The organism is Amycolatopsis sp. NPDC000009 (assembly GCF_055563465.1).
The window spans coordinates 322719-343063 of the sequence record NZ_JBVHDI010000004.1 but is presented as its reverse complement, the minus strand read 5'-3'; the positions used below and the strand labels follow the sequence as shown (position 1 = coordinate 343063).

Here is a 20345-nt window from a genome sequence, read left to right as displayed (position 1 = left end):
ATGGCTGACTTGCGAGTGGGGATCTTCGGATACGGCACCGGCGGACGCGTTTTCCACGCGCCCCTGGTCGACGCGACACCGGGGCTGACCCCGGCCGCCATCGTCACCTCGAACCCGGACCGGGCCGGGCAGGCGAGCACCGACTATCCGGCCGCCGACGTGCTGCCGGACGCGGACGCGTTGTTCGCGAAGGCCGGCGAGCTGGACTTGGTCGTCGTCAGCACGCCGAACCGCACGCACGTTCCGCTCGCGCTTCGGGCGATCGAGGCGGGCTTGCCCGTCGTCGTCGACAAGCCCTTCGCGCCGACAGCGGCCGAAGCGGCGAAGGTCGTCGAAGCGGCGAAGGCCAAGGGTGTCGGGCTGACGGTCTTCCAAAACCGCCGTTTCGACTCGGACTTCCTCACCGTCCGGAAGGTCCTCGAGACCGGACGTCTCGGTGACGTCTTCCGCTTCGAGTCACGCTACGACCGCTGGGTGCCGAAGCCGCGGGACAACTGGCGCGAGTTCGGCGACCCCGCCGAGGCGGGCGGCCTCCTCTACGACCTCGGCGCGCATATCGTCGATCAGGCGCTGCAGCTGTTCGGCCCGGTCTCCGAGGTCTACGCGGAGGTCGACAGGCGCCGCGCCGGGGTGTCCGTCGACGACGACGCCTTCGTCGCACTCCAGCACACCAACGGGGTGCGCTCGCATCTGTGGGCGTCCGCGCTCGCCGGCACCCGGAACCCGCGCTTCCGCGTGCTCGGCGACAAGGCGACCTTCACGAAGTACGGCCTCGACGTCCAGGAGCCCCAGATCAAGGACGGATTGCGGCCCGGCGACCCCGGCTGGGGTGTCGAACCGTCGTCGGACGCCGGCGTGCTCGGTGTGAACGACGACGTCGAAACCGTGCCCACCGAGGTCGGCCGGTACGAGGACTTCTACGCGCGGGTGCGCGACGCGCTGCTCGGAAAGGGCGGCTTCCCGGTCGATCCGGCCTCCGCCGTCGAGGCGCTCCGGGTCATCGAAGCCGCACACCGTTCGGGTGCCGAACGGCGCGTCGTCACCCTCTAGCTATTCGTTGTCACCTCTGCCGCCGCCCCGGCCTGGCCCGTTGCCGCCTTCTTCTTCGCCGCCGTTGTTCTGGCTCGACGAAGGCGGGTTCCGTGAACTGGACGTCTCTTCTTCCTCGTTCCGCGAGGAAGAAGACCCGGTGGACGGCCCGGTCGACGGCGTGCCGGTCTCCGTCGAGCCCTCCTCGTCGTCCGGCGGGGTCTGCGTCGACGGGACGTTGTTGCTGTCGTCCCCGCCGATGATCTTGACCTTCTCGAAGCGCTCCCCCGGCTTCCCGTTCAGGTACAGGGAAAGGAACTTCTGCCAGATCGGCCCGGCGATCGTCGAACCGAAGATCGACTTGCCGTTCTTGCCCTTCAGCGCCTTGTCACCGTCGCCACCGACCCAGACCGCGGCCGAGATCGACGGCGTGTAGCCGACCATCCAGGTCTGCGAGTTGGCGTCCTTCGCCGACGCGGGCTCGCCCGGCCGGTACGTGTGCTGCTGGGTTCCGGTCTTGCCGGCGCACTCGTGGTTGTTGGGGCACTTGAGCTTCGAGAACGGGATGACACCCTTGAGCGACTCGGTGACGTTCCCGGCGATCTGCTTGCTCTTGTCGGCGTCGTCGGAGAACGCCGGCTTCGCCTCTTCGGGAGCCGAGTACGCGGCCTCGTCCTGCGAGTTGGTCACCTTGACGATGAAATGCTTGTCCCGTCGCTGCCCCTCGCCCGCGAAGGTCGCGTACGCGGCGGCCATGTCCTCCGGGGTGACGGCCGTCTTGCCACCGCCGAGCGCGATGTTGTTGTCGGCGAACAGTTCGGAGACGCCTTCGGGGGCGGGTTTGACCCCGGCGTCCTTGGCGGCCTGCGCCACCGGCCCGGGCTTGGTCACGTTCACGACCATGTCGTAGAACACCGTGTTCGCCGAGCGCTGCATCGCTTCGGACACCGTGCACTGCGCCGAACACGAGCTGCCGGGACCGGCGTTCCGGATCGTCTGCTTCCCGAACTGCCGGTTGTTGGAGCCGTCGAACGTCGAGTTGATGCCGCCCTTGCCCATCTGCATGTACGCGGTGAGGTCGAACGGCTTCATCGACGATCCGGGGTTCTGCGGTGTGTTCGCCCAGTCGCGGCCCTTCTGGTCCTTGCCATTGGGCCCCTTCACGATGGACGGGCCACCGTAGTACGCCTTCACCCCGCCGGTCTTGGGGTCGATCGCGACCAGCGCGTTGAGCAGGTTCTCGTCGGTCTGGCCCTTCATCCCGTCGGCCACCGCCTGCTCGGCCGCGGCCTGCGCCTTCGGGTCGATGGTCGTGTAGACCTTGTAGCCACCCCGGTAGTAGACGTCGGCGGTGATGCCGTTCGCGGCGAGCTCGTCCATGACCTTGTCGCGGATGAACGGGTTGACCACCCCGGCCTGCTGCTTGTCCTCCTGCGGGATCGGCGTGGGGAACTGCAGGTTCGCGCGGTCCGCCGCGGAGAGGAAACCGTTCTGCACCATGCGGTTCAGCGCGACGTTCCAGCGTTCGTTCGCGACCTTCGGGTTCTCCGATCGGCCCGGCTGCTGGATGAGCCCGGCGAGGAGCGCCGCCTCGGAGGCGTTCAGCTCGCCCGCGGGCTTGCCGAAGAACGCCTGCGCGGCCGACTCGATCCCGTACGCGCCGCGCCCGAAATAGATGATGTTCAGGTACGCCGAGATGATGTCCTTCTTCTCGTACGTCTGGTTCATCTTGAAGGACTTGGCGAGCTCGGTCCATTTACGGGCGAGCGACGACTCGTCTTCCCCGCTGGCGACCTTGATGTACTGCTGGGAGATGGTCGAGCCACCGCCCTTGCCCGCGGTCACCTGGTTGTAGACCGCGCGCAGGATACCGCCGACGTCGAAGCCGGAGTTGGTCTCGAAGGAGGCGTCCTCGGTGGCGATCACGGCCTTCTTGACGATGTCCGGGATCTGCTCCGGCGTCAGGATCTGCCGGTTGCCGCCCTTGGGGACGTCCTTGCCCATCTCGGTGTTGTCGGCGTAGTAGTACGTCACCGCCTGGCCCTGCGTGGCCGCGATGGACTGCGGCGACGGCACGTCGACCGCGAAGTAGGTGATCACGAACGCGATCGCCGGGATGACGACGAAGAGGCAGAACAGTGCGAGCAGCACCCGCCGGATCCGTCTCCACCTGCGCTTCTTGCGCTGCGCGGGGGTGAGGATCGGCTTCCCGTTCTCGTCGGTCTCCGGGCCGTAGGGCTCATCGTCGTACGGCTCGTCGTAGCCGCGGTCGGTGGTGCCGTTGTGCTCGTGATGCGTGATGAGGTCCGGCTCGTGCTGCGGCGCGACCGGTGGCCGCTGCGGACGGCGCGGTGGCGGCGGCTGCTGCTGGGACGGCCCCTGGCGTTGCCACGGCGCCTGACCCGGGGGGCCCTGCCGCTGCCCGTGTCCGGGGGGCGGACCGGCGGGGCGGCGGGGCGGTCCGGCCGGGCGTTGCGGACGACGTGCGGGGTCAGGGTCCTGACCTGGCCATCCGCCGTGGGGATCGTCGTTCACTGGGACGTCCTCCGAACCTTCCGTGGTGAGCGCGGTCCTGCGGTCGCAGGTCTCCTTCTAGTTAAGACGTATCGGATCGGTTGAGGTTCATCGGTGTGAAGAAAAAAGGTGTGCCGGGCGCTCGCCCCGGCACACCTTTCAGCACCTGTTCAGCCCCAACGTCACGGATCTTCGGCGTTCGGGAACAACGGATCCGAAGTCCCCGGGCCAGGCCTCGTCCAGCTCGGCTTCGTCGGCTTGGTGGGTTTCGTCGGCGTCGTCTCGGTCGGCTCGGTGGGCGTCGTCGGCGTCGGGGTGGTCGTCGGCGTCTCGGGTGTGGTCGTCGTCGGCGGCGGTTTCTGCGCCGTCGTCGTCGGCACGTACCGCGCGTCCTTGCCGATCGCCTTGACGCTGTCGAACTTCTCCGACGGCTTGCCGGTCATGTACCGGGACATGAAGTCTTCCCAGATCGGACCGGCGATGGTCCGGCCGTAGACCGGCTTGTTGTTCTTGTCGTGCAGCGGCTTGTTGCCGTCTCCGCCGACCCACACCGCGGTCGAGATGCTCGGCGTGTAGCCCACCATCCAGGTCTGCGCGTTGCGCTCGCGGTAGCTCGCCGGGTCGTCCTTCTGCGGGTCGTACTGCTGCGTCCCGGTCTTGCCCGCGCAATCGTGGTTCTTCGGGCACTTGAGCTTCGAGTACGGGATGACCTCTTCGAGCGCGTCGGTGACGTTGCCCGCGATCTGCTTGCTCTTGTCGGCGTCGTCGCTGAAGGCGGGGGACCCCTTGGGAGCGGTCTCGTCGAACTCGACCTCGTCCTGGGCGTTGGTCAGCTTGGCGACGAAGTGCTGCTTCTGCCGGACACCCTCACCGGCGAACGTGGCGAACCCGGCCGCCATGTCCTCCGCGGTGGTGACCGTGCCACCACCGCCGAGCGCGATGTTGATGTCGGGGCTCAGCTTCGCCTTGCCACCGTCGGCCTCCACCATCACGCCGGCTTCCTTCGCGGCCTTCGCCACCGGGTCGACCTTGGTCTCGTTGCGGACCATGTCGTAGAACACGGTGTTCGCGGAGATCTTCATCGCCTCGGCGACGGTGCACTGGGGACCGCAACTGGAGCTCTCGCCCGCGTTCCGGACCGTGCGGCCGTCGAACTTCCGGTTGTTGGTGCCGTCGAAGGTCTCGCCGAGTCCCTTGCCCATCTTGAGGAACGCGGCCAGGTCGAAGGCCTTGAACGCCGAACCGGGGTTGTGCGGCACGTTCGCCCAGTCGATGGCCTGGACGTCCTGCCCCTTGTCGTTCTTCGTCCAGTCCGGGCCACCCCAGTAGGCGACCACGCCGCCCGTCTTGGGGTCGATCGCGACCAGCGCGTTCAGGATGTTCTCGTCCGTCTGGCCCTTCATCCCCTCGGCGACGGATTCCTCGGCCATCTTCTGCGCCTTGGGGTCGATCGTCGTGGTGATCTTGTAACCGCCCTGGTGCAGCCGGTCCTGGTCGTAGCCGCGGGCTTCGAGCTCGTCGATCACCCGGTTGCGGATGTGCAGGCTCATGGTCCCGGCGTTGTCGGCCTTCGCCTGTGCCTTCGGGATCGGCTTCGGGAACTGCGCGGCGGCACGCTCACCAGAGTCGAGCCACTTGTTCGACACCATCTGGTCCATCACGAAGTTCCAGCGCCGCTGCGCGTAAGCGTCGTTCTCGGACCGGCTCGGACCCTGGATCAGCCCGGCGAGCAGGGCGGCCTCGGACGCGCTGAGCTCCTTCGCCGGCTTCTTGAAGTAGGCCTGCGCGGCCGCTTCGATGCCGTTCGCGCCGCGGCCGAAGTAGATGGTGTTGAGGTAGGCGGTGATGATCTCCTCTTTGGACATCTGGTTGTTCATCTTGAAGGATTTGGCCAGCTCGGTCCATTTACGGGTGAGCGTCGGGGCCTCGTTGGCCGTGGCCTTCTTGATGTACTGCTGGGAGATCGTCGAACCGCCGCCCTGGCCGCCGGTGACGTTGTTGTAGACCGCGCGCAGGATGCCGCCGACGTCGAAACCTGAGTTGGTCTCGAACGACGAGTCTTCGGCCGCGTACACGGCCTTCTTGACCACTTCCGGGACCTCGCCGGGCTTCAGCAGGTACCGGCTTCCGCCGCTGGCCGGCGCGATCTTGCCCATCGGGCTGCCGTCGGCGTACATCAGCGTGATCGGCTGGCTCTGCAGGCTCGCGACGCTTTCCTGCGACGGGACGTCCACCAGGAAGTAGGTGATGACGAACGCGATCGCGGGCACCACGACGAACAGGCCGAACATGGCGTAGAGGACCCGGCGGACGATCCGCCAACGGCGCTTCTTGCGCTGTTTCGGCGTCAGGACCTTCTTGCCGTTCTCGTCGTCGGCGGGCGCTCCATCGTCCACGTCGTACGGGTCTTCGCCCTCGGCGCCGAACGCGGCGCTCGGGTGACGATCGTCATAGCGGTCGTCGTACGGGTCGTAGCCGTACGGGTCTTCGGTGCCGTTGTGCGCGTGATGCGTGATGAGCGCGGGCTCGCGCTCGTACGGTTCCGGCTCGACCGGCCGGACCATCGCGGTCGCCTCGTCGGCCGGGGCGGGAGGACGGCGGTCTCCGGGCGGGGGTGGCGGCGGGCGGTGCCCGGCGGCGCCTTGGCGGGAACGCTCGGCGGGACGGCCACCGGGCGGCGGCGGGGGTCCCTGCCTGCGCGGGGGCATGCCGTTCGGGCGGCGCGGCGGCGCGGGACGGCGCGGTTCGTTGTCGGAGGGCCACTCGGGGCCACCGGCGTCACCACCGGGCCACTGGGGGCCGCCGGCCGGACGCGGGTTCGCCGAGCGGGGCATGCCGTTCGGGGGAGTCCGGCGCTGGGGGCGGCGCGGCGGTTCTTCGCTCGGCCAGCCGGGTTCGTCTTCGCCCGGCCAGTGGGCACGGCGAGGTGCATCAGGCTCCTGGCCAGGCCAGGAGCGATTGCGGTCGTCGTTCACGAATGGGCCTCCCAGACCGGCGCTTCGGGGGACGCCGCTCTGTGCTCAACTGCGTTTTCGATACCTGTCACTGACCCGCTGTCCTCTGCGAGCGGGTCCGTGGCCGGGTGGTTCCCGGATCTCCTGTCCCGAGGACGTAGGACCGCACCAGGTGGTTCCAGTGACAACTCCCGCAGACCTCGACCTCGTAGACGGTGAACTCCGCGAAGTGCCCGTCCATCCGTACCAGTTCTTCCGGCGTCTTGGCCGATCCGGCCGCGTGCTTGAGCTCGTCGCCGTACACCCACGACACCAGGGTGAGTTCCTCCCGACGACAGACCGGGCAGTCCTGATCGCCTGGTCGGCCGTGGAATTTCGCGGCGCGGAGGAGGTACGGGCCCGCGTCGCAGACGTCGTATGTGCCGACCCGTCCGGAGTGGACGCCCTTGAGCAGCGCGCGCCGCTGTAAGGCGTAGTCCACGACCTGCCGCTGGTTTCGCACGCCAACAGAGTACGGGCTCTTCCTGTGTGGTCCACGCCCCGTTGTCGGCGGGACGGTCCGTACGCGGTCGGACACGCCGACGATTCGATAACTGTCCGATGAATTTCGCCCGGTTTCCGGGTACTCGATCGGGGTTAGCTACACCACTTCGATGTATCGGCGCGATATAGTGGGCCGGTAGGTTGACCGAGCCGGTCACGGTGGCCAACGCGACCGGTCGCGGTTTGTTCCCGGAAGGGGGTGCGGTGTGCTGGAGCTCGCGATCTTGGGGCTGCTGCACGAGACCCCCATGCACGGCTACGTGCTGCGCAAACGTTTGCATGAGACGCTCGGGATGTTCCGGACGTTCTCGTACGGCTCGCTGTACCCGACCCTGCGCCGGCTGCTTCGCGCCGGTTACCTCGTCGAGGAGCTCGAAGAGGTGGAAGACCGGGCGTGGGCGCGCCGGGGCAAGCGGGTGTACAAGCTCACCGCCGAGGGCAAGGAACGGTTCGCCGAACTGCTCGGCGACGCCGGGCCGCAGACGTGGGACGACGAAGGCTTCGGCGTCCACCTGGCGTTCTTTTCGAGGACACCGGCCGACGTCAGGATGCGAATCCTGGAAGGCCGCCGTCGTCGGGTCGAGGAACGCCGTGAAGGACTTCGGACGGCAATGGCGCGGGCCGAGGAGAAGATCGACCGCTACACCCGTGAGCTGCACCGGCTCGGGCTGGAGTCCAGTGAGCGGGAGGTGCGCTGGCTCAACGAGCTGATCGCGCACGAACAGGCCGAGCAGCGCGGGCCGGAGACCTGAGGCGCTCTTCGAGCGCGCTGCGCACTACCTACAACTGTTGGACTAATGAAGGAGAAACCGGCATGGGCGAGAACCGCCGCGTTCGGGTGGCCATCGTGGGCGTCGGCAACTGTGCGGCCTCGCTGGTCCAGGGCGTTCAGTACTACCGCGACGCAGATGCCGGCACTCGCGTGCCCGGTTTGATGCACGTCGTGTTCGGTGAGTACCACGTCCGCGACATCGAGTTCGTCGCCGCGTTCGACGTGGACGCCAAGAAGGTCAGCCGCGACCTGTCCGAGGCGATCTTCGCCTCGGAGAACAACACGATCAAGATCGCCGACGTGCCGCCGCTGGGTGTCACCGTGCAGCGCGGGCACACCTACGACGGGCTCGGCCGCTTCTACCGCGAGACCATCGAGGAGTCCGACGAGACCCCGGTCGACGTCGTCGCCGCGCTGCGCGAGGCCGAGGTCGACGTGCTCGTCTCCTACCTGCCGGTGGGCTCCGAAGAGGCCGACAAGTTCTACGCGCAGGCCTGCATCGACGCCGGTGTGGCGTTCGTCAACGCGCTGCCGGTGTTCATCGCCTCCGACCCCGAGTGGGCGGAGAAGTTCCGCGCGGCGGGCGTCCCGATCGTCGGTGACGACATCAAGTCCCAGGTCGGCGCCACCATCACGCACCGCGTGCTGGCGAAGCTGTTCGAAGACCGCGGCGTCCAGCTCGACCGGACGATGCAGCTCAACGTGGGCGGGAACATGGACTTCCTGAACATGAAGGAGCTGGAGCGGCTCGAGTCGAAGAAGATCTCGAAGACCCAGTCGGTCACTTCGCAGGTCGACCGCGAGCTCGGCAAGGGCAACGTCCACATCGGGCCGTCCGACTACGTGCAGTGGCTCGACGACCGCAAGTGGGCCTACGTCCGGCTCGAAGGCCGCGCCTTCGGCGACGTGCCGCTGAACCTGGAGTACAAGCTCGAGGTGTGGGACTCGCCGAACTCGGCGGGCATCATCATCGACGCCGTGCGCGCCGCGAAGATCGCGAAGGACCGCGGCATCGGCGGCCCGATCCTGTCGGCTTCCTCCTACTTCATGAAGTCGCCGCCCGAGCAGTACGACGACACCACCGCGCGCGACGAGGTCGAGAAGTTCATCGCCGGCGAGGCGTGACCGTTCTCTGACGTGGGCTGAAAGGTCCTTTCCTTGCCAAATTTGCAAGGAAAGGACCTTTCATGGCATCTGGGCACCCGCGAGAGGCTGTCTCTGGTCCGGTCCCGAACGCGAGCGTTGCGAAAGCCACTTTTGCAACGTTGAAGGTTGCGAAAGTGGCTTTCGCAACACCCCCGTCAGCCCGGAATCAGCCCTCCTGAAGCACCGACGGCAGGTCCGTGATCGCCGGGACCACCGTCGTCTCCGCCAGCACCGCCGGATCCGGCGGGAAATGCGGATTCGGCACCGCGTACACCGTCATCCCCGCGGCCAGCGCCGCGCGCAGCCCGTTGGTCGTGTCCTCCACGGCCGCGCAGTTCTTCGGTTCCGCGCCCAGGAGCTCGGCCGCCTTCAGATATACGTCGGGTGCCGGCTTCCCCGCGCCGACCTGCTCCGAAGACACCGCCGTCGGCACCGGCAGCCGCGTGATGTCGAGGAACGCCTTGATCAGCAGCGGCGGCGAAGAGCTCGCGATCGCCACCGGCCAGTGCTTCGCCACCTCGCGCACGACCCCCGGCGCGCCGGGGATGATCGGCGGTTTCTCCGCGTACCGCCGCGCCATCCGGTCGATCACCACCTGCGCGACGTCCGCGGGCCGCAGCTGGACGCCGAGGTCGTGCGCCAGGTAGGCGGCCCATTCCGGGGTGCTCATCCCCTGCATCGCCCTGGTCGATTCCTCCCGCCAGGTGCCGTGGAACTCGTGGACGACCGCCCGGCGGACCTCGTCCCACATCGTTTCCGAATCCACCAGGACACCGTCGAGATCGAAGATCACCGCTTCCACACCTTCAACCCTAGGCGCTGTTCTGTGGGCCTGCCCGCGGTCTTCGCGCCCGGGCGGTCCCTGACGGCACGGGCGGACGCGGCCGAGTACGACCCGGTACGAGGCCGATCCGCCCGCACCGCCAGGAACCACCTGGATCACGAAGCCCATCGAACAGGCCCACAGGACAGCGCCCAGGCGCTGGAAACCTGTGCGGCAGATTACTTAGCCATGCTCAGTAATTTTAGTTAGCATGGCTAAGTGACCGCGAAAGTCGCCGACCTCGCCCACCGGCTCCGCCCGCTGGTGTTCCGGCTGTACTACCTCGTCCGCCGGGAGACGCCGCAGGTGCGGCTCACCCTCACGCAGGGTTCGGTGCTGTCGGAGCTGCTCAACGGCGGTCCGCGCCGGATGAGCACGCTCGCCGGCCTGGAACGGGTCCGGATACCGACGATGACCGACGTGGTCCGCCGTCTCGAACGGCTGGGCCTGGTCAGCCGCCGCCGCGATCCCGCCGACGGCCGGGCCGTGCTCGTCGAGGTCACCGAGGTGGGGCAGCGCTTCCATCGCCAGCTGATCGTCGCGCGGGAGGAGTTCCTCCGCGAACGCCTCCTCGAACTCGACGAGACCGACCGCGTCGCGATCGAAGCCGCGCTCCCCGCCTTCACCCGATTGCTGCACGAAGACAAGAAGGAGGAACTGATCCGCGATGAGCGCTGAGCACCACTCGAGCCTGTTGGACGCCGTCAAGGGGCAGCCCAAACAGGTATGGATCACCGCGTTCGCCGCGGTCATCGCGTTCATGGGCATCGGGCTCGTCGACCCGATCCTGCTGTCGATCGCGGAGGGCCTGAAAGCGACACCCTCCGAGGTGACCCTGCTGTTCTCCAGCTACCTCGGCGTCCAGGCGGTCGCCATGCTGGTGACCGGCGCGATGAGCGCCCGGTTCGGGGCCAAGCGGACCGTGGTCGTCGGGCTGACGCTGGTAGTCGTCGCCACCGCGCTGTGCGCCGCGTCCGGGTCGATCGAGCAGCTCATCGGGCTGCGCGCGGTCTGGGGGCTCGGCAACGCCTTCTTCATCGCGACCGCGCTTTCGGTGATCGTCGGCGCCGCGACCGGCGGCCAGGCGGGCGCGATCCTGCTGTACGAAGCCGCGCTCGGCGTCGGTCTCGCGGTCGGCCCGCTGCTGGGCGCACTGCTCGGCAGCATCTCTTGGCGCGGCCCGTTCCTCGGCACTTCGCTGCTGATGCTGTGCGGTCTCGTGCTCTGCTCGATCTTCCTGACCGGCGACGCGAAGGAGAAGCGGCCGAAGATCCGGCTGCTCGACCCGTTCCGCGCGCTCAAACACGGCGGGCTGCTGCGCACGTCGATCGGTTCCGCGCTCTACACCGCCGCGTTCTTCGTGGTGCTGGCGTGGTCGCCGTTCGTGCTGGAGTGGAGCGCCGTCGCCGTCGGCCTCATCTTCTGCGGCTGGGGCCTTTCGGTCGCCGTCGCGGGCGTGGTGCTGGCGCCGAAGCTCGCCGCGAAGCTCGGCGAGCGGCACGCGACCGTGGTCGCCGTCTTCGGTTACGCGGTCCTGCTGCTGGTCATGGCGATCCCGAGCAAGCCCGTGCTGGTGGTCGGCATCATCCTGTCCGGTCTGGTGTCCGGCCTGCTCAACACGCTCTTCACCGGTACGGCGATGTCGATCAGCGGCGCCCCACGTCCGGTCGCGAGCGCCGGCTACAACTTCTGCCGCTGGCTCGGTGGCGCGGTCGCCGCGACCGTCGTCGGTCACCTGGCCGAGTGGTTCGGCGCCAAGCAGGCTCCGTTCGTGATCGCCGCGATCCTGTGCGTGCTGGCCGGCGCCCTGCTGACGATCCGCGAGAAGTCCGCCGATCCGCACACGGTTCCGGCCGAGGCGATCCTCGTGGGCGAAGAGATGTAAAGCGGAACAAAGGGTGAACACCGGACCAACGAGGGGTTTCCTCTCGTCGGTCCGGTGCCTTAGCGTCGACCTCCCGAACTGCAGATGCGGAGGTCCGCGTGAAATTCCTTCCGTTGCTGGCCGGCCATTCACCAAGCCGGGCGTCAGTGACCTGTACCTACCGCTGTGGCGACGCGTGCTTCCACGACGCGCCGAACACCTCGGACAACCCCACGTTCGCCGAGGTGCTCGGCGCGGTGAGCCGCCGCGGCGCGTTGAAGGCGACGGCCGTCGTCGCCTTGGCCGCCGGTACGCCGCTCGCGCTGGCCGCGCCCGCCTCCGCCGCCCCCGAGGGACGTCCGAAGCCGCCGCCCGGCACGGATTACCAGCGGGTCCAGCCGAACACCCTCGACGCCGTCGTGGTGCCCGAGGGCTACGAGCAGGGCATCGTGATCCGCTGGGGTGACGCGGTGCTGCCCGGTGCGCCGGAGTTCGACTTCGACCATCAGACCGCCGAGGCACAGGCGAAGCAGTTCGGCTACAACTGCGACTTCGCCGCGCTGCTGCCGCTCGACCACTGGGGACTCTCCGCGCTCCTGGTCACGAACCACGAGTACACCTCGGAAGAGTTCATGTTCCGCGGTTACGACAAGGACAACCCGACCGAGGAGCAGGTCAAGATCGCGTGGGCGGCCCACGGTCTGACCGTCGTCCAGGTGTCGCGCGGACGCGACACCGGGCACCTGCGGCCGAAGATGTCCCGCTACAACCGGCGGATCACGCTGCACACGCCGTTCAAGGTGACCGGGCCCGCCGCGGGCAGCGACCTGCTCAAGACCGCCGCCGACCCCACCGGCACGGTGGTGCTGGGCACGATGAACAACTGCGCGGGCGGCGTCACGCCGTGGGGCACGATCCTGTCCGGCGAGGAGAACATCAACCAGTACTTCGGGAACGCCGAAACGGTGACCGACCCCGTGAAGCGCAAGCGGTACGCCCGCTACGGCATCAGGGGCACCGCGACCACCCGCAAATGGGAGCGGTTCGACGCGCGCTGGGACATCGCCAGGGAACCGAACGAGGCCCACCGCTTCGGCTGGGTGATCGAGCTGGACCCGAACGACCCGGACAGCACCCCGGTCAAGCACACCCACCTGGGCCGGTTCAAGCACGAGACGGCCAACATCCGCATCGCCAAGGACGGCCGCGTGGTCGCCTACTCCGGCGACGACGAGCGCTTCGAGTACATCTACAAGTTCATCTCGAAGGGCCGGATGAAGCCGGGGAACAGCACGCACGCCCGGCGCCACAACATGACCCTGCTCGACGACGGCACGCTCTACGTCGGCCGGTTCACCGGCGACAGCCCGCCCGCCGAGATCGACGGCACCGGGAAACTGCCCAGTGACGGCGAATTCGACGGCGGCGGCGAGTGGATCCCGCTGGCGTCGGGTAGCAAGTCCTTTGTGGACGGAATGACCGCCGAAGAGGTGTACGTCTTCACTCGCGAGGCGGCCGACCGCGTGGGCGCCACCAAGATGGACCGTCCGGAGGACATCCAGGCCCATCCGTACACCGGCCGGATCTACTGCGCGCTCAGCAACAACGTCGAGCGCGGCAACCCCGGCAAGGAAGGCGCCACCGAGCCCAACCCGCGACTGAACAACAAACACGGCCAGGTGCTGGAGCTCGAAGAGCGTCGCGGGGACGCGCTCGCGCTCACGTTCAGCTGGCGGTTGTTCCTGGTGTGCGGCGACCCGGCGTCGCCGGACACCTACTTCGCCGGTTTCCCCAAGGACCAGGTCTCGCCGATCTCCAGCCCGGACAACGTGGCCTTCGACCGGCACGGCAACCTCTGGATCTCCACCGACTCGGCGGGCGCCCTCGGCATCAACGACGGCCTCTACTCGGTGCCGCTCGAAGGCCGCAACCGCGGGGAGCTCAAGCTGTTCCTCACCGTGCCCCGCGGCGCGGAGACCTGCGGCCCGATCGTCGATCGGAAGATCGTCACGGTCTGTGTCCAGCATCCGGGTGAAGTGGACGGCGCGAACGCCGACGAACCGGCCTCCCATTGGCCGGACGGCGGGAAAACCCAGCCTCGTCCCTCCGTGGTGGCGGTGTGGAAACCGGGCAGGCATGGCCTGGCGGATATCGGTTCCTAGTCGAAAAGCAACGATCTAGCAGTGCTTTTGGTCGATGGCGCGCTGCCACTGGAGCAGCGCGCCATCGCTCGTTCGCGCGCTGTTCATCTTCTGGCCAGTGCCGGATCTCTTTGGTCGCTTAACGTCACGGCGTTCCCCCGACTGGACTACGTGTACCCACCGCGACCATGGAGGCCCTGTGTCCTTCGAGCCTCAGCGGCTCCTGCCGTTGATCACCTCCCACCCCGGCGGCCGCTCAGCGGTCACCTGCGAGTACCGCTGCGGCAACGCGTGCGCCCACCCCGAACCGAACACGTCGGACAACGAATACTTCGGTGACGTCGTCAAGAACATGCTGTCCCGTCGTGGCGCGCTGAAGGCCGGCGCCGTGATGGCCGCCGCCGCGGGCGGGTTCGCCGCGCTGTCCGGCACGGCCGCCGCCGAAACCCCGGCTGGCGTTTCAGCCGCGGGCCACGGGAAGCCGGGCCGTCCCGGACGTCCGGTGCCGGGCACCGACTTCGAAGCGGTGCCGCCGAACACGCTCGACGCGGTCACCATCCCCGAGGGTTACGAGCAGAGCGTCGTCATCCGCTGGGGCGACGCGGTCGAGTGGGGCGCGCCGAAGTTCGACTTCCACAAGCAGACCGCGGCCGCGCAGGCGAAGCAGTTCGGCTACAACTGCGACTTCGTCGGGCTGATCCCGCAGGATCCGCTGGGCATCCGCAACCTCATGGTGGTGAACCACGAGTACACCACCGAGGTCCACATGTTCCCGGTCGACCAGTACGACCCGAAGAACCCGACCGAGGAGCAGGTCAAGATCGCGTGGGCCGCGCACGGCCTTTCGGTCGTCCAGGCCTTCCGTGACCCGATCGGTGGCGCCCTGCGCGTGACGCCGAGCCCGTTCAACCGCCGTATCACGCTGAACACCCCGTTCGAGGTGCGCGGCCCGGCCGCCGGTTCGAAGTACCTCAAGACCTCCGCCGACCCGACCGGCCGCAAGGTCTTCGGCACGCAGAACAACTGCGCCGGCGGCGTGACCCCTTGGGGCACCGTGCTTTCCGGCGAGGAGAACGTCAACCAGTACTTCGCCAACGCCGCCAAGGTCACCGACCCGGTGGCGGCGACACGGCTGAAGCGGTACGGCTTCTCCGGCACCGAAAGCACCCGCAAGTGGGAGCGGTTCGACAAGCGCTGGGACCTCGCGCAGGAGCCCAACGAGGCCAACCGCTTCGGCTGGGTCGTCGAAATCGACCCGAACGACCCGAACTCGACGCCGGTCAAGCACACCGCGCTCGGCCGGTTCAAGCACGAGGCCGCGAACGTCAAGATCACCAAGGACGGCCGCGTCGCCGTCTACTCGGGTGACGACGAGCGGTTCGAGTACATCTACAAGTTCGTCTCCAAGGGCAAGTACAAGCCGGGCAAGAGCGCGCACACGCGCCGCCACAACTCGGCGCTCCTCGACGACGGCACCCTGTACGTCGCCCGCTTCACCGGTGACAGCCCGGCGGCCGAGATCGACGGCACCGGAAAGCTCCCGGCGGACGGCGAATTCGACGGTGTCGGCGAGTGGATCCCGCTGGCCGCCGGTGACAAGTCCTTTGTGGACGGTTTCACCGCCGAAGAGGTCTACGTGTTCACGCGGGAGGCCGCGGACAAGGTCCAGCCGACCAAGATGGACCGCCCCGAGGACATCGAGCCGAACCCGGTCAACGGCCGGATCTACGCGGCGCTGACCAACAACAGCCAGCGCGGCCCCGCCGGCAAGGCGAACGTCGACGAGGCGAACCCGCGGCCGAACAACCGCAACGGCCACGTCCTCGAGTGGGAGGAGGACCGAGGCGACGCCGCGTCGACGAAGTTCTCCTGGCGGCTCCTGCTCGTCTGCGGTGACCCGAAGACGGCGGACACCTACTTCGGCGGCTTCCCGAAGGAGCAGGTCAGCCCGATCTCCTGCCCGGACAACGTCGCGTTCGACCGGCACGGGAACCTGTGGATCTCCACCGACGGCAACGCGCTGGGCTCGAACGACGGCCTTTTCTCGGTTCCGGTCACCGGGCCTCGGCGCGGTCAGGTCAAACAGTTCCTCACCGTGCCGAACGGCGGGGAGGCCTGCGGTCCGGTCGTGACCGATCACCTGGTGCTCGTCGCGGTCCAGCACCCCGGTGAGGACGCGCCGAACTCCGGTAGCCCGGTGTCGCACTGGCCGGACGGCGGCACTTCGCAGCCGCGGCCGTCGATCGTGTCGGTGTGGAAGAAGGGCCGCTGGGGCCAGGTCGGCCGGATCGGCGTCAAGTAGTGGCTTCCGGCGCCCCGATCACTCTCGGCAAGACTTGTTCTGCCTGATCGGGGCGCCGGACGACACCGTTCGGTGATTACGGAACCGTGTCGCGCTCACTAGCTTCGGCCCTGTGAAACGGGCAATGGTGTTGATGGTGGCGGGCGCGCTCGTCTCCGGCTTCGTCCCTTCGTACGCGCAGGCGGCGACCGTCCCGTCCGGCTGCACCGGCGGCGTCGCACCGAACCCGAGCGTCGAGCAGGGCAGCCCGCCCGCCGGGTACACGTTCAACCCGGCCGCCCCGGTGCCTCCCGGCACGCCGAGGAGCAAGCAGCCCCGGCTGTCGACGGCCAGCGGATACCAGTCCGACGGGGGTAAATACGCCCTGATCTCGACCCCGGACAAAATGATCAGCACCGCCTACGCGGCGATGAAGTTCGTGCCCGGCGGCGTCTACACCCTGACCGACTGGACCGGTACGAACGTCCAGCGCCCGGACTCCGTCCAGGAGACGGGGCTGCGGTTCTACAACGGGTCCGGCAAGGTCGTCCTGGAGAACAAGCTCAAGGTCGTGCACGCCGTCGAGGCCGACGGCAAACTGGAGCGACAGGACTTCCCGCCGTCGATCGCCCCGGCGTCGGCCGGTTCGGTGAAGTTCTTCGCCGCCACCGACCACAACTGGGTCATGTGGGACTGCGTCCACCTGCGGGTCGACTCGTTCTCGGCGAAGGCGGAGGTGCGGGACCCGGCGAGCGGCGCCTGGGGTGCCACGGCCACCCTGGAGGCGGGCACCACCGCGAACTACCGCTTCACCGTCACCAACGACGGCACCACCACGCTGACCGCCATCAAGGTCGAAGACCCGTACTGCGACGTGAACCCCGCCCCGATCGCGACCCTCGAAGCAGGCAAGACGGCGACCGTCACCTGCGACCACAAGAACGTCACCGAAGCGGACAACGGCCACGTCAGTACCGTGACCGTCTCCAGCGGGACTCTGCCGAAGAAGACCGCGACCACGACCATCAAGGTCACTCCGCCGCCCGCGATCGACGAGATCGGCGAGTTCGTCTGGAACGACCTCGACCGGAACGGGTTGCAGGACGCCGGGGAGCCGGGCGTTCAGGGCGTGAAGGTGACTTTGAAGGACGCGTCGGGCAAGGCGCTCGGGACGCTCACCACGGACGCCGACGGCAAATACCGCTTCACCAAGCTGAAAGACGGCATCTACCAGGTCTGTTTCGACATCGCCGGGCTTCCCCTCACGTACACGGCGAAGGACGCGGGCGACGACGCGAAGGATTCGGACGCGGACCCGGCGACCGGTTGCACCGCGACCACCACCGTCGGCCCTCGCAAACGGCAGGACCTGACGCTCGCGGCGGGGTTGACCGCGCCGACGAGCAGGCTGGGCGACTTCGTGTGGCTGGACAAGGACAAGGACGGCCTCCAGAGCCGCGACGAGCTCGGCGTCCCGGACGTGAAAGTGACCCTGAAGGACGCTTCGGGCAAAGAGGCCGGCTCCACCGTGACCGGCCCGGACGGGCGATACGCCTTCGAACGGGTGCCTCCGGGCTCGTACCAGGTGTGCTTCGACGTCGGCTCGCGTCAGCTGACCCGGTCCGGCGTCGCGCACCACAACGGCACCGATTCGGCGGCGGACCCCGCGACCGGCTGCACGCCGGTGGCCTCGCCCGGCTCCCCGGAGGACCTGACCAGGGACGCCGGACTGCTCGACCCGTGATCGCCGCCCAATCACGCGAGTTCGCCGCCCAATCACGCGAGTTACGCCTCCAATCACGCGAGTTACGGCTCCAAGCACGCGCGAGAATTGTCGGTGGGTGCCGCTAACGTCGCCGACCGTGACTTCCCATCTCGACGCCACCCGCGAGTCCTACGACACCGTCGCCGAGGACTACGCCGCGCTGATCGGCCCGCGCTTCGACCAGGAGCCGATCAGCCGCGCGATGCTGGCCGCGTTCGCCGAACAGGTACGCGGCCCGGTCGCCGACGTCGGTTGCGGTCCGGGGCACGTCACCGCTCACCTGGCATCGCTCGGCCTCGACGTCACGGGTGTCGACTTGTCGCCGAAAATGATCGAGGTGGCTCGTCGTCAGTTTCCTGACCAGCGGTTTTCGGTCGGCTCGATGACCGCGTTGGATTTCCCGGACGGGTCGTTGAGCGGTGTCGTCGCCTGGTGGTCGATCTTCCACCTGCCGCCGGAGGAGCTGCCGGCGGTGTTCGCGGAGTTCCGCCGCACGCTCGCGCCCGGTGGACGTCTGCTGGTCGGATTCCACGTCGGTGACGAGCGGCTGAGCCCGGAGACGGCGTACGGCCATCCGGTCACTTACGACGCCTACCTGCTCGATCCCGGCCGGGTCGCGGACCTGCTGGGGCAGGCGGGCTTCGAGGTCACCGCGCGGCTGACCATGGAAGGGAGGAAGTGGCCACAGCCCTGCCTGTCCGGCCGTGCGGTTTGACTCGCGGGCCGCGGGCCTGATCTGCTGCGCACGCAAACCGAGGCGGGCGGGGCCATGACGCAGACGAACACGACCACGGGTGAGAACACGCCCGACTGGCCTTCGCGCGCCTGGTACTTGAGGCCCTCGACCTGGACTTGGTTCGGGTTCGGCCTGGTGCTGATGGTCTACGCCGATCTGGCCTGGCGCCGCCGCTGGATGAGCGACGACGGGCTGATCGTGCTGCGGACGGTCCGTCAGATCCTCGCGGGCAACGGGCCGGTGTTCAACGTCGGCGAGCGGGTCGAGGCCAACACCAGTCCTTTGTGGACGGCCGTCCTGGCTGTCCTCGGGGTGATCCCGGGGGTGCCGCTGGAATGGGTCTCCGTGGTCACCGGGCTGGTCTTCTCGGTCACCGGGTTGTTCTTCGGCCTGGACGGTGCACGGCGGCTCTACCAGCCGCTGGCGTTCCACGGACTCGCGCCCGCCGGGGCGCTGGTGGTCTGCGCGCTGCCGCCGTTCCGCGACTTCGCGACGTCCGGGCTCGAAACCGGGCTGATCACCTTGTGGCTGGGCGGTACCTGGTGGCTGCTCGTCCGCCGGACGTCCACAATGGACGATCTGCGCACCTGGCCGGTCGCGCTGGTCGCCGGGCTGGGGCCGCTGGTACGGCCCGATCTCGCGCTCTTCAGCGCCGTCGCCTTGGTGGCGTTGCTCGTCCTCGCGCGGCCGGGGCGCCGCCGCGCGGTGGGCCTGATGGCCGTGGCGGCCGCGCTCCCGTTGGCGTATCAGGTGTTCCGGATGGGCTACTACGGTCTGCTGACGCCGAACACCGCACTGGTCAAGGAGGCGTCGGAGGCGAACTGGGCTCGCGGATGGGCATACCTGGCCGACCTCGTCCAGCCGTACTGGCTGTGGCTCCCGCTGTTGTTGCTCGCCGCCGCGGTCATCGCGGTCTCGTCCACTATGGACAGAACGTTCGTGGTGCTCACCGCGGTTCCGGTGGCCGGATCGGTGCTGCTCGCGTTGTACGTGATCCGGGTCGGCGGGGATTTCATGCATGGGCGCATGCTGCTCCCGGCGCTGTTCTGCCTGCTTTTGCCGGTGCTGGCCCTGCCGGTGACGAGGGTGACCGTGGCGCTTCTGGTCGCCGTCGGGATCTGGGCGTTCGTGGCCGCCGCTTCACTCCGCCCGGCGTACTCGGCTTCTCCGCGTGCTGTGGGCGTCACGGACGAGCGAGCGTTCTGGTCGCGGTCGACGGGGCACGAACACCCGGTCCTGGCGGAGGACTACGCCGGCCACCCGCTGATGCCGTCGGCGCTGGCCGCCATCCGCGGTGTGACCGGCCCGGCGGTGCTGGTCCAGGACTACACGACCCGGCGCTGGTACGCGTACCCGACAGACCGGCCGTACGTGACCGTCGCGGCGGACAGCATGGGCGCGCTCGGCCTGCTGATCCCGCTCGACATGCGGCTGCGCGACGGTTACGGCCTCGCGAACCCGTTCGCCGCGCATTCGACGTCGCTCCCCAACGGCCGTCCCGGCCACCAGAAATGGCTGCCGCCGGTGTGGGAGCTGGCGAATTCGGCGCGGCTCCCGATCGCCGAGGGCGGCCCGGTCCGCTCCGCGGACGTCGCGGCCGCCCGAGCTGCGCTCGACTGCCCGGCTCTCGTGGCGATCGACGCGTCGGTGCGGGATCCGCTGACGGCCGGCCGCTTCGCGGACAACCTCCTCGGGTCTTTCACGCGCGGCTCCGTGCGGTTCCCGCGCGTGGCGACCCCTCCCGTCGTGTGCGCCCCCTGATCACGCGAGTTACGCC

The 20345-nt window shown here is 68.4% G+C and carries 14 protein-coding genes; 10 read left to right on the top strand and 4 right to left on the bottom strand.

Annotation, left to right across the window (positions count from 1 at the left end):
- A complete protein-coding gene (locus ACZ3HL_RS15140; protein WP_465531438.1) occupies positions 1-1050 on the top strand; it encodes a Gfo/Idh/MocA family oxidoreductase in 1050 nt (349 codons plus the stop codon).
- Here ACZ3HL_RS15140 and ACZ3HL_RS15135 read toward each other — a convergent pair whose 3' ends face one another.
- From ACZ3HL_RS15135 to ACZ3HL_RS15125, 3 genes are all read right to left on the bottom strand, one after another.
- Positions 1051-3564, bottom strand: coding sequence for a transglycosylase domain-containing protein (locus tag ACZ3HL_RS15135; RefSeq protein ID WP_465421275.1), 2514 nt, complete (start codon positions 3562-3564; stop codon positions 1051-1053).
- 161 nt (positions 3565-3725) lie between these two features.
- Positions 3726-6107 carry a transglycosylase domain-containing protein gene (locus ACZ3HL_RS15130; RefSeq protein ID WP_465421448.1) on the bottom strand — a complete coding sequence of 794 codons (2382 nt, stop codon included), beginning with the start codon at positions 6105-6107 and terminating at the stop codon, positions 3726-3728.
- A gap of 478 nt (positions 6108-6585) precedes the next feature.
- Positions 6586-6999 carry a DUF5318 domain-containing protein gene (locus ACZ3HL_RS15125; protein ID WP_465531436.1) on the bottom strand — a complete coding sequence of 138 codons (414 nt, stop codon included), beginning with the start codon at positions 6997-6999 and terminating at the stop codon, positions 6586-6588.
- Positions 7000-7246: 247 nt separating this feature from the next.
- On the opposite strand from ACZ3HL_RS15125, the gene ACZ3HL_RS15120 reads away from it, so the two are divergent.
- Both ACZ3HL_RS15120 and ACZ3HL_RS15115 read left to right on the top strand, forming a co-directional pair.
- Positions 7247-7792 (top strand): PadR family transcriptional regulator, encoded by a 546-nt coding sequence (locus ACZ3HL_RS15120; protein ID WP_005168208.1) that lies wholly within the window; start codon positions 7247-7249, stop codon positions 7790-7792.
- A gap of 62 nt (positions 7793-7854) precedes the next feature.
- A complete protein-coding gene (locus tag ACZ3HL_RS15115) occupies positions 7855-8937 on the top strand; it encodes an inositol-3-phosphate synthase (protein WP_465531434.1) in 1083 nt (360 codons plus the stop codon).
- 187 nt (positions 8938-9124) lie between these two features.
- Here ACZ3HL_RS15115 and ACZ3HL_RS15110 read toward each other — a convergent pair whose 3' ends face one another.
- On the bottom strand, positions 9125-9760 hold the full coding sequence (locus ACZ3HL_RS15110; RefSeq protein WP_465531432.1) for an HAD family hydrolase: 636 nt from the start codon (positions 9758-9760) through the stop codon (positions 9125-9127).
- Between the two features lie 240 nt (positions 9761-10000).
- On the opposite strand from ACZ3HL_RS15110, the gene ACZ3HL_RS15105 reads away from it, so the two are divergent.
- The 7 genes from ACZ3HL_RS15105 (at position 10001) to ACZ3HL_RS15075 (ending at position 20329) form a co-directional block, all read left to right on the top strand.
- On the top strand, positions 10001-10459 hold the full coding sequence (locus ACZ3HL_RS15105) for a MarR family winged helix-turn-helix transcriptional regulator (protein ID WP_465421281.1): 459 nt from the start codon (positions 10001-10003) through the stop codon (positions 10457-10459).
- Positions 10449-11666 carry an MFS transporter gene (locus tag ACZ3HL_RS15100; RefSeq protein ID WP_465421283.1) on the top strand — a complete coding sequence of 406 codons (1218 nt, stop codon included), beginning with the start codon at positions 10449-10451 and terminating at the stop codon, positions 11664-11666. Before ACZ3HL_RS15105 ends, ACZ3HL_RS15100 begins: the two co-directional genes overlap by 11 nt.
- Before the next feature lie 98 nt (positions 11667-11764).
- Entirely contained in the window at positions 11765-13807 is a 2043-nt protein-coding gene (locus ACZ3HL_RS15095) for a PhoX family protein (RefSeq protein WP_465531430.1), read from the top strand.
- Positions 13808-13985: 178 nt separating this feature from the next.
- Positions 13986-16088: a PhoX family protein gene (locus ACZ3HL_RS15090; protein WP_465531428.1), complete on the top strand. Its 2103-nt coding sequence runs from the start codon at positions 13986-13988 to the stop codon at positions 16086-16088.
- 112 nt (positions 16089-16200) lie between these two features.
- Complete coding sequence (locus tag ACZ3HL_RS15085) at positions 16201-17811, top strand: DUF7850 domain-containing protein (RefSeq protein WP_465531426.1); 1611 nt, start codon at positions 16201-16203, stop codon at positions 17809-17811.
- Positions 17812-17929: 118 nt separating this feature from the next.
- On the top strand, positions 17930-18547 hold the full coding sequence (locus tag ACZ3HL_RS15080; RefSeq protein ID WP_465531425.1) for a class I SAM-dependent DNA methyltransferase: 618 nt from the start codon (positions 17930-17932) through the stop codon (positions 18545-18547).
- A 54-nt stretch (positions 18548-18601) separates the two neighbouring features.
- The gene (locus ACZ3HL_RS15075; RefSeq protein ID WP_465421291.1) at positions 18602-20329 is read left to right on the top strand and encodes an arabinofuranosyltransferase AftB family protein; all 1728 of its coding nucleotides are present in this window, start codon (positions 18602-18604) and stop codon (positions 20327-20329) included.
- The last annotated feature ends 16 nt before the right edge of the window (positions 20330-20345 follow it).

What these genes read in the sequence shown, in the direction of transcription:
- ACZ3HL_RS15130 (WP_465421448.1), bottom strand. Translation starts at nt 6,107, where the DNA reads ATGGTCCGGCCGGTCGAGCCGGAACCGTACGAGCGCGAGCCCGCGCTC.
- ACZ3HL_RS15100 (WP_465421283.1), top strand. Translation starts at nt 10,449, where the DNA reads ATGAGCGCTGAGCACCACTCGAGCCTGTTGGACGCCGTCAAGGGGCAG.
- ACZ3HL_RS15115 (WP_465531434.1), top strand. Translation starts at nt 7,855, where the DNA reads ATGGGCGAGAACCGCCGCGTTCGGGTGGCCATCGTGGGCGTCGGCAAC.
- ACZ3HL_RS15075 (WP_465421291.1), top strand. Translation starts at nt 18,602, where the DNA reads ATGACGCAGACGAACACGACCACGGGTGAGAACACGCCCGACTGGCCT.
- ACZ3HL_RS15140 (WP_465531438.1), top strand. Translation starts at nt 1, where the DNA reads ATGGCTGACTTGCGAGTGGGGATCTTCGGATACGGCACCGGCGGACGC.